This window comes from Acinetobacter sp. NyZ410, from assembly GCF_022828975.1.
GTDB lineage: Bacteria > Pseudomonadota > Gammaproteobacteria > Pseudomonadales > Moraxellaceae > Acinetobacter > Acinetobacter guillouiae.
This window is the reverse complement of sequence record NZ_CP094620.1, coordinates 3,028,212-3,041,737: the sequence shown is the minus strand read 5'-3', so window position 1 is coordinate 3,041,737 and position 13,526 is coordinate 3,028,212. Positions and strand designations below refer to the sequence as shown.

The window sequence follows — 13,526 nt, the reverse complement described above, 5'->3', positions numbered from 1 at the left end:
TTTTCTTAAAGGCAGTATTGTAGCCGAAACTGGGAAGTTACGCTTATATTCAGTAGGAAATAAAAAATGGATGCTTAAGCATCCATTTTAGTTGAGGCACATGATGGCTTTATATCGCAGGTTCAGTTTCAGTTGCTGCATGTCTTGAAATTAAGGCACCAAAAATAGCAGCGAAAATATACATAAAGATTGAGTAAACCGCGGCAGGCATTGCGACAGTAGAATTTGCGATCACAGTCAAAGCAATCGTCATGGCTAAAGTACTATTATGAATGCCGATCTCAAATGCGCATGCGCGTGCTTGAGCACTATTAATACCGAGTAATCTTGGAACAAAGTAGCCAATAACCAGACTGCAAATACAGAAAATCACCGTGGCTAGGCCGACTTGAGTTAGGTATTCCATGATATGTGCACGTTCTTTGGTGATTGCCCCAATAATAATGAGAATCAAAAACACCACTGAGAAAATTCTTAAAGGTTTACTTAATTTTTCAGTAAAGTGTGGCGCATAATGTCGAATGAGCATGCCGATACACACAGGAATTAAAATAATTGCAAAGACTTGCAGTATTTTACTGAACTGCATGGTGATTTGTTGCCCATCATTCATAAAGTATTGAATCGAAAAGTTTACGATCAAAGGCAAGGTGAAGGCAGCAATGACCGAGTTAATTGCAGTTAAGGTAATATTAAGTGCAATGTCACCTTTAAATAAATAACTAAATAGATTGGCGGTACTTCCTCCAGGTGAGGCTGCAAGCAACATTAAACCTACGGCAAGCAAAGGCGGGAGTGCAAGCACCTTACAAATGATAAAAGCGATACCGACCAAAAGTACCAATTGACAGAATAACGCAATCAATACAGCTTTAGGGTGTTTAGAAACTCGCGCAAAATCTTTTGGAGTAAGTTCTAAACCTAGTCCAATCATAATAATGGCGAGGGCGAGGGGAAGCATTATGGTAATTATCCCTGAATCCATAGTTTCATCCTTTTTGTTGTTTTACATTAGGGTCTGTTGACAAATCGTCTATTTATTAAATGTCAACAGACCCTGATTCAATATGTGAATATTCCGTTCTCGATTTGAGTGTAATCGAAAGGTATCGAATTGAAAAATGAAATCTATGACTCAGAAATCTTCTTGAAAATATGTGTTTTAAATATATAGCATTAGGCCGAATAACAATTGATTCATCGTAGACGTAAAACTATATGAATACTGATATTAATCAAGTCTACGCACAGACTTGAAATAAAAAAGGTGCTCCATTTTTTAATGGAACACCTTTTTTGCTCATACATGCTATTTATAAAAGCAGGTATTTATAAAAGCACGTATTTATGCCTAAAGCAGATTATTGCGCTTGGATCGGATCTTCGCTTGGAGCGGCTTGACTCGGTTGCTCCATTGCAGGTTGTTCTGCTTGTGATGCATCATTTGTTGCTGGTGCATCGGCACTCGCTGGAGCAGATTGTTCTACAGCTGGGCGGTTTTCAATGGCTGGTTCAGGCGCTGCAGCAGCGGCAGTTGGGTTGCCACCTGCAGGTGCTGGGAAGCTAAATTGTAATTTACCATTTTCATTTGGTTCACATGTACCGTTAAAAGTTACACCTTTGTTGGCGTAGGTGACCCAGTCACCTTGTTTTTTCTTGGCACATACCTGAATTTGCTTTTTCACTTCGGCTTTGCTGGTGTTTTCATCAGCAGCATGGGCAAAACTAAATGCAACACAACTGAGTAAAGATGCTGTAATTACTTTAGACATGGTATTTTTCATCATGATATTCCTTATATATAAAGTCTCGAAAAAAATAATTTGTCCGTGTATTGTCTATCGTATCGTGAGTTTTTGATAAGTTAAATTCTATTTGTAGGGCAGTCATGAAACGAAGTGTCAATTTATGTTGCCTATGTATAAGAGATGTTTAATCGTTCATACGCATGATTGAGGGAAATAATATTTGTAAAACTGCCTAAAACTAGAAGTAAAATTTTGCTATAATTTCCTGTCATTCTTTTATCTCTCATTTATCACTATGCATTATCCTAAAGTTTACGATGTCATTGTTATCGGTGGCGGTCACGCAGGTACGGAAGCGGCACTGGCTGCGGCGCGTATGGGTCGACAGACTCTGCTTTTGACTCATAACATTGAGACTTTAGGGCAGATGAGCTGTAACCCAGCCATTGGTGGTATTGGTAAATCTCACCTTGTTCGCGAAATTGACGCCTTAGGTGGTGCAATGGCATTGGCTGCAGACAAGGGCGGTATTCAATTTCGTATTTTGAACTCGCGTAAAGGCGCAGCTGTACGTGCAACTCGTGCACAAGCTGACCGTATCCGTTATAAAGCCGCGATTCGTCATACACTTGAAAATCAAGCCAATTTAGATATTTTTCAACAATCTGCAGATGACTTAATTGTTGAAGGCGATACGGTTAAAGGTGTAGTGACCCAAATGGGTATTCGCTTTGATGCGAAAACTGTGGTGTTAACCACAGGTACATTCTTAGGTGGCGTGATTCACGTTGGCCTAAATAATTCTTCAGGTGGACGAGCAGGCGATCCACCATCAATTTCGTTAGCAGCTCGTTTACGTGAATTAAACTTGCCAGTAGGTCGTCTAAAAACTGGTACACCACCACGTATTGATGCACGTTCTGTCGATTTTTCTGTGATGATTCCACAACCGGGTGATTTCCCATCACCAACCATGTCATTTATGGGGGATGCTTCGATGCATCCTGAGCAAGTTAATTGCTATATCACGCATACCAATGCGCGTACTCATGAGATTATTCGTGGTGGTTTAGACCGTTCGCCGATGTATACCGGGGTGATTGAAGGTGTAGGTCCACGTTATTGCCCATCGATTGAGGATAAAATTCATAAATTTGCAGATAAAGATTCGCATCAGGTATTCCTTGAGCCAGAAGGCTTGGATACACACGAGCTTTATCCAAATGGTATTTCAACATCTTTACCATTTGATGTGCAGTTTGAGTTGGTACGCTCTATCCGTGGTATGGAGAATGCACACATTCTTCGTCCAGGCTATGCAATTGAATATGATTATTTCAATCCGCAGTCTTTGAAATTCTCACTTGAAACCAAATCGATTAATAACTTGTATTTTGCAGGTCAAATTAACGGTACAACAGGTTATGAAGAAGCTGGTGCACAAGGTTTATTGGCGGGCTTAAATGCTGCACGTCGTGCGTGGGATCAAGAGCAATGGACGCCTAAACGTGATGAAGCGTATATGGGCGTTTTGGTCGACGATTTGATTACCTTAGGTACCAAAGAACCGTACCGTATGTTTACCTCTCGTGCGGAATATCGTTTGATGCTTCGTGAAGATAATGCTGATCAACGTTTAACAGCAATTGGCCGTGAAATGGGCTTGGTTGATGATGAGCGATGGGCTTCTTATTGTGAAAAAATGGAAGCAGTCGAAAAAGAAACAGGTCGTTTACAACATCTTTGGGCTGCACCGAACAATCCAATGGGGAAAAAATTCGTTGAATTGACAGGCGCTGATCTTTCTAAAGAATGTTCTGCAATCGATTTACTTAAACGCCCAAATATCAACTTTGCACAAATTGCTGAATTAACCGGTTCTGAAGTATCTGCATTTGTCGGTGAGCAGATTGAAATTGCTGTGAAATACGAAGGTTATATCAATCGTCAGCAAGAAGATGTTGCGCAAATGAAGCGTTTGGAAGATACCAAAATTCCAGCTGATTTTGATTATGATATCGTTTCAGGACTTTCTCGTGAAATCACTATGAAACTGAAAAATGTATTACCTGAAACATTGGCACAAGCCAGCCGTATTCCGGGTGTAACACCTGCTGCTGTTCAATTGGTGATGATTACAATTCGTAAAAATAACCAAGCGAGAAAATCAGCTTAAGATGTTGAATTGTAAGAAACCCGCTATATGCGGGTTTTTTATTGTCTATAGCAAAGGGGAATTTTTATTGAAAATATATTGTCATTATGACAATATAAAAAGTAAATAGGTTTTAGAGTAAAACATGACAAAACAAGATCAATTAAAAGGTGCAATCTATGGTTTGTTAGTAGGTGATGCTGTAGGGGTATCATATGAATTTCTCTTAGCTGAGCAGTTACCAGCCTATGACCAAATTGAAATGCTCCCACCGAATAATTTTGCAAAGACCTATCCTCATATTCCAGTAGGGACATGGTCAGATGATGGCGCACAAGCTTTATGCCTTTTGGATTCATTACTTTATAAAAATAAAATGGATACAGAAGATTTTATGAAACGTATATGCAACTGGTATCAATGTGGTTATATGGCTGTGGATTTTCAAGTATTTGATGTTGGAGTACAAACTGCTGAAGCCATAAGAAACTATCTGTCTGGTGTGCCATTATTACAGGTTGCAAATAATGATGTACTTGCAAATGGCAATGGTTCATTGATGCGGGTATTACCTCTAGCAATTTGGCATCAAGGTTCAGATATACAGTTGATTGAAGATGCTTATGCGCAATCACATGTCACACATGCGCATTTACGTTCTAAAGTTTGCTGTGCTTTATATTGTTTATGGGCAAGGTCTATATTAAATGGTTTGGATATTGCAGCTGCTTGGTCTGATGCAGTGACAAAATTACGTGCTTATTTAAAAGATAAGCCAGATGATCTAGAACAACTAGAATATTATATTCGACCTGATGAATTGGAAAAGGGAACAGGCAGTGGTTATGTGGTTGATTGTTTAAAATCGGCTAGATATGCATTAAAACAAACAACATATCAAGATGTCATTAAAACAGCCATTGCATTTGGTCGAGATACAGATACAACGGCTTGTGTCGCAGGAGGAATCGCTGGATTATATTTTGGTTTTGATTCAATTCCAGAATCATGGTTAGCGCAGCTCAGAGCTAAAGATTTAGTTGAACCCTTATTGACCAAACTACTCTCCAATGTGCCAGCTTAAAGGCAAATATTTATGTAAATCAAAGGAAAATCTTAATGATGACCCTTTGATTTTATAAATTCTACAGGCCAACTTGGCCATCTAAGTAATCATCTTTTAATACGCCATCTAGTTTTATTTTACTAAAGTTAAATGTAAACGTTTTTGGATTAAATTGGATGTTTTTTAAAGAGTCTGCTTTTACTTTGGGTGATGGGACAATATTTGAATAAATATTAAAGTGTGATTCAGTAGCCTGATTATCAATGGTTTTTATATATAAGTTATCAAATGGGCTCAAAGAGCTTGACCAAAACTCAATGATATTATGATTTGTAAAAGAGATTTTAAAATGTTTTCCATTAAAGTTGGTTGAGCTGTTATTTAGGGTGTTATATAGCACAATATTATTTTTTATATCAGTTTTTTCAATATTTTGAATTTTTATAGGTGGTTTGGATAAGGTACCTGAAATTTTTCCATTGAGTTTAATTTCTATTTTCTCTGAAGTATCTTCATTATATAACAACGTGTTGTTGAATGTAGCATAACTACTTCCTGAATTTGGATCGATTGACATTGTTATATTCTTACAACCAGTTCTATAAGAATAACAGATATATTCAATAGGATTCGTTATGGAGGTAACATCCATTAATCGAGTAATTTCAGGTTCTTTAGTGAGATCTTGTTTATCAAAAAGTACGCCAACTATATAGCTGTGGTTTTCATTCAATTGATTTTTTGCATTGAATTGAAATTCATAATAATTGTAACTTAGTTCATAAGTGCCTACTTCATTCAGATTTGGAGCTTCAAAGCTTTGCATTACTCTATATAATGGCTTCGTTTGGTCTTGAGTTTCAACATTTGCTTGTAATGAAGTAATTTGATTATCTTTAGTAATGAGTAACTGGCTTTCAACTTTATTTGGCGGGAGTTGCTCAGACGGTGAATTGTTATTATTGGAATCATTTCCACCACCACAACCTGTTAAGTACAAACTTGTTATTGATAATATAAGCATTTTTTTAATCATTGAATATTTCTCATTGGTTACTTTTGATTTTTAATCAAGTGTAGTGTGTTTAACAGATTTAATAAACAGATCCAATCTAACTTTATAAAAATAACTCCTAAACAGAATTGATGAAAAACAAAGCAGTTTTAATTATTTTTCAGTTTGCAAAATCATGGTTATAGTCAATTTACATTCAAACGAGAGGTGAACATCATGACAATGAAATCGATCCGCTACAATAGTGCTGAACTCGCGTGCTGTAACATGTGATGTTTAACATACTCCAATAAATCCCATGTCTTGTGGACATGTAAAAATGTGATATGGGTTTTATATCAGCGCAAAAACAATAAAATTTAAAAACAACAATCAAAACAATAAATCAAAGAGCCGAAAGGCTCTTTTTATTTTGATTGTTTTCGCTTGGATGAAGTCGATAGATTATTCAATTTCATGTACCGCATTAAACACTTCAACAGGCTCAATTCGGACGATCTTTTTACCAAAACTTCTTAACCACCATACCAGTTGTGAGGTAAATGGAACCACAGCACTGACTTGATATAACTCTTCATTCAGTTGTTCAACTTTTTGTTCTTTACTCAGTTGGCTTTCCGTGAAGTATTGTGCATCATCTTCGTGCATGACTAATTTTAATTCAACATTTTCGGTCGGTCGAGAAAAGTCGACTCTAAAGCCTAGCGCACCAGAATCGATATATTCATCAATATCGAATTTGACTGGGTGTAAAGCACGTAAATCTAAAACAGTTGCAGATTTAAAACGATGTAATGCAAAGGTCTGAACTTCTGTCTTGTCATGACGCGTACAAATCAAATAAATAATTGCACCTTTTTGAACCAAACCTAAAGGATTTAGAGTATAGGTTTTTTCTTCACCCTGATAACCACGTGCACGATAGACACATTCAATTTGTTTATCTTGTAGTAGTCCTTCATAAATGGCTTGCTGTGCATGTCTTTCCACCAGAGGTGGGATTACTGGTTGGCTAGCAGGCACAATTCGAACACGGTTAATCCATTGTCGAACATTGTTCTGCGTAGAAAGGCTACGCCGTGCCAAATCGAACCAAGGGTTCATTTCATCAATTAAACTCGGTGGAAGCAGGTGTTTTAAATGTTCTTCAACCATCATAAACGTGACTGCTTGCGAGCTGGTCATATGCGGCAGACTTTGAATCGGGGCATCTGAACGCCAACGCCAGCCTTGTGGTACGGTTTTGTTACTCTCGATCGGAAAGCGTTGAGCAATTTGATTTAGATCACGCTGAATCGTACGTAAACTGATTTCGATCCCTTCACGTTCTAAAACTTCTTGTAATTCACGTGTGCCCATCCACTTCCCCGTAGAGAGTCGGGACAGGATTTGCCATTGGCGATAGAGGCTATTGGAAGTTTCTTTTTCTTGTGCAGACATGGTTTGGTATCAATGGAATCGTGAATGTTTAAGGGAAATAAATCAGCTACACAATAGAAAATTAAAACTGATTCTGCAAGTTATATCCTGTGACTAGTCGCTTAGGTGTTGAAAATATTAGCTAAAAAATTTTGAAACAAGTTCGATCAAAACTCACATTGAGTGCAATAGCAAACAATGAATTAATAAAACTGAGCCAGAAAGATTTAATTGTACAAGTGAAGAATACAGGATATGGCGATTTAATAATATTTTGGCATTGATATTGCATTATTAAAGAAGCCATTAGAGAAGATAAAAAGAGGTTTGTATGCTAAAAGAAACCATAGATACAAATTCAAGCAATGAGAATTATGCAGATCGCTTCGCTTTGCCAATTGCTGAGGCAGAAGAAAAAACTGAAACGACGAATCAACAACAGATAGGAAATATTCAACAGGCCATTAATCTAAATATCGATGCACAACAAGCCTCACATCATTTACTTAAACAGATGAATTCGGTTTTTTTTAATGAAATGACGGATGATCACGTTCTTTCACCCGAAACTGCTGAAAAAATCGAAGATTGGTTATCTCAACACAGCATTTACCAACTTGAAAAACTCAATGAAACAGCCAAAGCGCATTTTTTATATCAAGGAATTACTTTTGCAGTTTATGGTGAAAAATCGGGAATTGATCGCACCATACCATTTGATTTAATCCCACGTGTGATTGCCAAGCAACAGTGGAACAAGGTTGCAGCAGGCTGTACACAACGTATTCAAGCCTTAAACCTATTTTTAGCGGATATCTATAATCAACAAAATATTTTAAAAGAAGGTTTAATCCCAGCAGTACAAGTGCTTTCTCATGAAGCTTATCAACCGGTGATGATGAATCATCGCTTGAATGGAAATATTTACAGTCAAATTAGTGGAATTGACATTGTACGGGACTGCAAAGGTGAATTTTTTGTCTTAGAAGATAATCTACGTACGCCTTCAGGTGTGTCCTATATGCTTGAAAGCCGTAAGATGAGTCAAAAACTTATGCCTGAATTATGCAATCAACACGTTGCCAATATTGAGTTGTATCCTCAATTGTTGCGGGATGTTTTGGCTGAAAATTCAAAAGTAGATTGCCCCACAATCGTGGTTTTAACACCAGGACGTTATAACAGCGCCTATTATGAACATTCATTTTTAGCAAGGGAAATGGGTGTGCCATTGGTGACATCACGTGATCTTTTTGTTGAAAACGACAAGGTTTATGTGAAAACTATCCGTGGGCGTCAACAGGTTGATGTAGTTTATAGGCGTTTGGATGATGGTTTTTTAGACCCATTAAGCTTTAGACCTGATAGCACTTTAGGTGTTGCAGGGCTAATGTCTGCTTATTTAAGTGGAAATGTGGTGATTGCTAATGCACCTGGTACAGGCGTTGCAGATGATAAGTCGATTTATCCCTATGTGGATCAAATGATTGCTTATTATTTAAATGAAAAACCAATTTTGTCCAATGTACCGACGTATCAATGCCGTGAAGCTGAAGCTTTGGATTATGTTTTGGCAAATCTGGATCAATTGGTGGTAAAAGAGGCTCAAGGTTCAGGTGGTTATGGGATGCTCATCGGTCCTAAAGCAACTGAACAAGAAATTGACCTATTTAAAATGAAGTTAATGGCTTCACCCTCTGCGTATATCGCTCAACCCACCTTAAATTTATCTGTTGCACCAACACTAACTTCCCAAGGAATTGCTGAACGTCATATTGATTTACGACCATTTATTCTCAGCTCACCAGAACGCATAGAAATTGTTCCAGGTGGCTTGACTCGTGTTGCGATGCAACAAGGTTCACTGGTGGTCAACTCATCACAAGGTGGTGGAATTAAGGATACATGGGTAATTGATGAATATTCAATTTAGCCCCACCTTCAAATAATCCCAGCCAAAGGAGAGCAAACATGATTTTACTCAGTACCAATGCACAGAATATTTTTTGGTTAGGACGCTATTTAACCCGTATTCAATATTTGTGTAGCCAATTTCCATTTAAAACCAATGAATTGGCTTTAGACTATGCACATGCTTTTTGTTTACCCGCATTTGATGCAAGTTCTTTAAATGAATTGATTTTAGACAATGAGCAACCTGCATCATTTCATCAGCATTTTTTATGTGCCAAAAATAATATTCATGATTTACGTGGGGTGATTTCAGCACAGTCCTTTGCCGAATTAAATCAGTTATTACAACAGGCAGAGCAAAATGCTGGTTTTATTTGTGATGTTTGTGAAGAGTGTAATGATGTATTGGAGGCAGAGGATGATGAATTATTGTTTCTATTTTTTAGCTTAGGGCAAAAAATGGAACAATTTGATCGTCAATTGCGTCTGAATCAAGATAAATCAGTGACTTTGACACAATTGAATCATTTGATTGATCGTTTAGATCAACATGGTATGTGTAGTTTGCCTGAAGTTTGGGAAGAACTAAAAAACCAACCAGACCGTATGAATTATTATCATTTTAGTGACCATATTGACTCATTATTTGAATTGGATCGCTTATGAAACTGATGATTAATCACCAAACGCATTACCAATATTCTGAATGGGCAAAAAATAGTATTCAGTATATCAAGATGACACCACAGTCTAATTTGCATCAACAGGTGACGGGTTGGCATGTCAGTGTTCCCGGTGAAAAACACATTAAAAAAGATGCTTTTGATAATGTTTGGTTGACCAGTTCGCAAATTGAGCCTTATCAACAAATGTCCATTATGGCGCAGGGGATTGTCGATATTAATGTAGGCAATCAATTTGGTATCGAAGATCAGGTATCGCCTGTGGTTTTTTTACAGCCAACCACTGCAACCTTGTGCAATATAGAAATGATTGCTTTTGCTGAACAGTATATAACGCATAAGCGTTGGGCGAATTTCCAAAAATTAGCAGAAGCTTTGTTGCAACATATGCCCTATATCAGCGCAAGTACTACAGTAACGCATACCGCAATGGAGTCTTTTTCAGCACGGCAAGGGGTATGTCAAGATCATAGTCATGTCTTGATTGCGATGGCGAAAGCATTGGGGGTACCAGCTCGCTACGTTTCTGGTTACTTATATGTAAATAATCAATCGCATTTGGCGAGTCATGCTTGGACAGAGATATTTTTAGACGGTAAATGGCATGTTATTGATGTCAGTAATCAATTATTCCGCCCAGAATCACATGTCTATGTGGCGATTGGACGCGACTATTGGGATGTTGCACCCGTTCGTGGAGTAAGAGAGCAAGGTGGCACTGAAACCATGTACTCTATTGTTCAAGTGCTTGCATGTTAGTGGTGGCAATGGTAAATAGTGTGAATAATTGCAGAATGTGATTAATCTCAAATTTAGTTGTATAGGTAGTTTCATGACGTATTGCTGTGCTTTAAGACTCAAACAAGGTTTAGTATTTATTAGTGATACCCGAACCAATGCTGGAGTCGATCACATTTCTGTATATCGAAAACTTTATACGTTTGGGGTAAAAGGCGAACGCTTTATTTGTATTCAAACTTCTGGCAACCTTGCAACGACACAAGCGGTGATTGGACATTTAGAAAATCATTTGGCACTTAAGCAAGAACCCAATTTGTATAGCGTGAATACGATGTTCGAGGTTGCAGGATTGGTTGGGCAAACCCTACGCAAAGTCATTGCTGATGTCACTGAAGATACTCAAGAGCAAAGTAACTATTATTGTAGTTTATTGGTTGGTGGCCAGATCAGTGGAGAGGAAATGCAGCTTTATAATATTTATCCGCAAGGTAATTTTATTTCTGCAACCAGTGATACACCTTATTTTCAAATTGGTGAAAGTAAATATGGTAAACCAATTTTAGATCGTGCCTTAAGTTATGATATGCCTTTAGATGAAGCGTTACGTTGTAGTTTAATTTCATTTGATTCGACTTTACGTTCAAATGTATCTGTTGGTATGCCATTAGATGCGATGATTTATCTTAAAGACAGCCTAGAGGTACCAAAAGGCAAGCGAATTAACGACAGTGATCCTTATTTTCAACACATCAGCAAACAATGGTCTGAAACTTTAAAGAAAGGTTTGCAAGATTTACCTAAACCGACCAATGATTATTTTGAATAATACTCTATGTGCTTTAAAGCGAGTTTAATCTCGCTTTTTTTATATTAAAAATTATAAAGAGGTCGCATAAATTCAATTCTATGTTTCTTTTATTCTAAAATTTATATCGAGACAATTGACTAGGTGGATCATGATTTACTTTGTGTTTTTAATGATAAATATATATTAAATCACTGTTTTAAATTAAAAAAATTAAAGAGCACAGTTGCTATGTATGTACTGTAAAGCAATCCGAATAAAAAAATGATAAACAATTAAATAATAAAATGTTAAGACTTGTATGATCGCAAATAATTGTTTATAAATAATGAAAGTTAAAAATAGAAGAATTACATGACTTTTCAATTATGCTATGCAAGTAAAACAACTTCACCCCATCATCAAATACTCAATGATTTAAGAGATATTTTAGGTGAAGCGAGAGATTTTAATATACTTCATCAAGTTCAAGGCGTTCTGTATTTTGCAGATGAGCATTTTTTTCAATGCCTAGAAGGTGAGGAAGTGGTTATCTTACATGTATTGGAAAAATTGCATAAAGATCCAAGACATCATCAGATCAAGCTGTTTAGAGCAGGCCATGTTGAGCAAGGGCATTTTTCACAGTGGTCTATGAAATACGTGAGACGAAATGGCAAAATTCAACAATACTTCGAGAGTAAGGGTTATAACCATTTTCGCCCATTAAGTTTAGATGAACAGGATATCCCGACATTACTTAAACTACTCTATGAGATTGAACAGCCAGAAGAATTTGTCTGAAATCTGAAAACTCTTAAAAAATCCAAGCGATGGCTTGGATTTTCATCTTGAATCGAGAACGCGTGTTTAAAGTTTTTTACGGATAGGGCGAGCACTCATACGACAGAGTAACTCATAACCGATCGTACCATTGGCAGCAGCCACATCATCAACCAAACGATCTTTGCCCCACAGTTCAACGACTGTACCTAGGGGGGCATCTAAGCCAGTGACATCAATTGCGATCATATCCATTGCGACACGACCAATGATCGATGCCATTTGGCCATTGATGCTGACATAGTTTTGTTGAGGAAAAGCACGCGGATAACCATCCCCATAGCCTATTGAAACAATGGCGATATCCATTTTATTTTTTGAGACAAATGTAGAGCCATAACCTACAGATTCACCTGCTTGAATATGATTGAGTGCAATGATTTCAGCGGTAAAGCTCATGACAGGTTTAATGTCTAATTCAGCAACGCTTCGATCTGCAAAGGGAGACGCGCCGTAAAGCATAATACCTGGACGTACAAAATCAAAATTCAGTTCAGGCCATTTAAAAATAGCAGCTGAATTGCAGCATGAAGCTAAGATTGGTTCACAAGCAGCTTTTACCTGTAAGAATTGATCTTTCTGTTGTTCATTTAACGGGTGATGATCCGCATCCGCATTGGCAAAATGCATGGCCAGCACACAGGTAAAGCCTTCTGCTTTGAGTGATTGAATCACTTCAATAATTTCAGCCACCTTAAAACCCAATCGGTTCATACCACTATTGAGTTTTACCCAGACTTTTAAACCTTTGTCGATATATTGTTTTTTATGTGCACGTAACCATGCCAATTGTGGCTGATGATGTACAACGATTTCAAGGTTATTTTCAAGAACACTAATCATTTCATCAGCGCTGAAAATACCTTCGATGAGAGTAATCGGTTGTTGATAGCCTAATGCTCGAATCTCTAAGGCTTCAGCAAGGCAGGCGACACCAAAGGCATCAGTCGCATTTAAGGCGGCTAAACAGTCCTTGACGCCATGTCCATATGCATTGGCTTTAACCATACTGACAATTTTAGCGCTTGGTGCAAGTTGTTTGACTCGGTTTAAATTATATTGCAGTGCTTCACTGTCAATATAAACTGTTGCTTGACGCACCCTAGTTACTCCTGAGGAATGGCAAAGATTGAATAATGCTAAATCGCATAAATAGAG

Annotated in this window: 12 protein-coding genes; 7 read left to right on the top strand and 5 right to left on the bottom strand. The window is 37.5% G+C overall.

The genetic code is table 11. From position 1 onward, the window contains the following. Nucleotides 1-109: 109 nt before the first annotated feature. Nucleotides 110-985 carry a bile acid:sodium symporter family protein gene (locus MTO68_RS14425; protein WP_004822467.1) on the bottom strand — a complete coding sequence of 292 codons (876 nt, stop codon included), beginning with the start codon at nt 983-985 and terminating at the stop codon, nt 110-112. Nucleotides 986-1,361: 376 nt separating this feature from the next. Further along, nucleotides 1,362-1,784 carry a hypothetical protein gene (locus MTO68_RS23155; protein ID WP_004719309.1) on the bottom strand — a complete coding sequence of 141 codons (423 nt, stop codon included), beginning with the start codon at nt 1,782-1,784 and terminating at the stop codon, nt 1,362-1,364. Between the two features lie 259 nt (nt 1,785-2,043). Between MTO68_RS23155 and mnmG the strand changes: the two genes are divergently transcribed. After that, nucleotides 2,044-3,924 (top strand): tRNA uridine-5-carboxymethylaminomethyl(34) synthesis enzyme MnmG, encoded by a 1,881-nt coding sequence (mnmG, locus tag MTO68_RS14415; protein WP_004719311.1) that lies wholly within the window; start codon nt 2,044-2,046, stop codon nt 3,922-3,924. Between the two features lie 124 nt (nt 3,925-4,048). Further along, nucleotides 4,049-4,987, top strand: coding sequence for an ADP-ribosylglycohydrolase family protein (locus MTO68_RS14410; protein ID WP_034613399.1), 939 nt, complete (start codon nt 4,049-4,051; stop codon nt 4,985-4,987). A gap of 61 nt (nt 4,988-5,048) precedes the next feature. On the opposite strand, the gene MTO68_RS14405 is transcribed toward MTO68_RS14410, so the two are convergent. Together MTO68_RS14405 and MTO68_RS14400 are read right to left on the bottom strand one after the other, a co-directional pair. Continuing rightward, nucleotides 5,049-6,005 (bottom strand): hypothetical protein, encoded by a 957-nt coding sequence (locus MTO68_RS14405; RefSeq protein ID WP_244013051.1) that lies wholly within the window; start codon nt 6,003-6,005, stop codon nt 5,049-5,051. A gap of 423 nt (nt 6,006-6,428) precedes the next feature. Continuing rightward, a complete protein-coding gene (locus MTO68_RS14400) occupies nt 6,429-7,424 on the bottom strand; it encodes a WYL domain-containing protein (protein ID WP_004719313.1) in 996 nt (331 codons plus the stop codon). A 310-nt stretch (nt 7,425-7,734) separates the two neighbouring features. On the opposite strand from MTO68_RS14400, the gene MTO68_RS14395 reads away from it, so the two are divergent. From MTO68_RS14395 to MTO68_RS14375, 5 genes are all read left to right on the top strand, one after another. Further along, nucleotides 7,735-9,336: a circularly permuted type 2 ATP-grasp protein gene (locus tag MTO68_RS14395; RefSeq protein WP_244013050.1), complete on the top strand. Its 1,602-nt coding sequence runs from the start codon at nt 7,735-7,737 to the stop codon at nt 9,334-9,336. 38 nt (nt 9,337-9,374) lie between these two features. After that, entirely contained in the window at nt 9,375-9,983 is a 609-nt protein-coding gene (locus MTO68_RS14390; protein WP_004822456.1) for an alpha-E domain-containing protein, read from the top strand. Continuing rightward, entirely contained in the window at nt 9,980-10,759 is a 780-nt protein-coding gene (locus tag MTO68_RS14385) for a transglutaminase family protein (RefSeq protein ID WP_244013048.1), read from the top strand. Before MTO68_RS14390 ends, MTO68_RS14385 begins: the two co-directional genes overlap by 4 nt. Nucleotides 10,760-10,832: 73 nt before the next feature. Next, nucleotides 10,833-11,567, top strand: coding sequence for a proteasome-type protease (locus MTO68_RS14380; protein WP_004822453.1), 735 nt, complete (start codon nt 10,833-10,835; stop codon nt 11,565-11,567). A 333-nt stretch (nt 11,568-11,900) separates the two neighbouring features. Continuing rightward, nucleotides 11,901-12,329, top strand: a complete 429-nt coding sequence (locus MTO68_RS14375) for a BLUF domain-containing protein (RefSeq protein ID WP_004719325.1) — start codon at nt 11,901-11,903, stop codon at nt 12,327-12,329. Between the two features lie 66 nt (nt 12,330-12,395). On the opposite strand, the gene alr is transcribed toward MTO68_RS14375, so the two are convergent. After that, a complete protein-coding gene (gene alr / locus MTO68_RS14370) occupies nt 12,396-13,469 on the bottom strand; it encodes an alanine racemase (protein ID WP_244013046.1) in 1,074 nt (357 codons plus the stop codon). Nucleotides 13,470-13,526 lie beyond the last annotated feature (57 nt).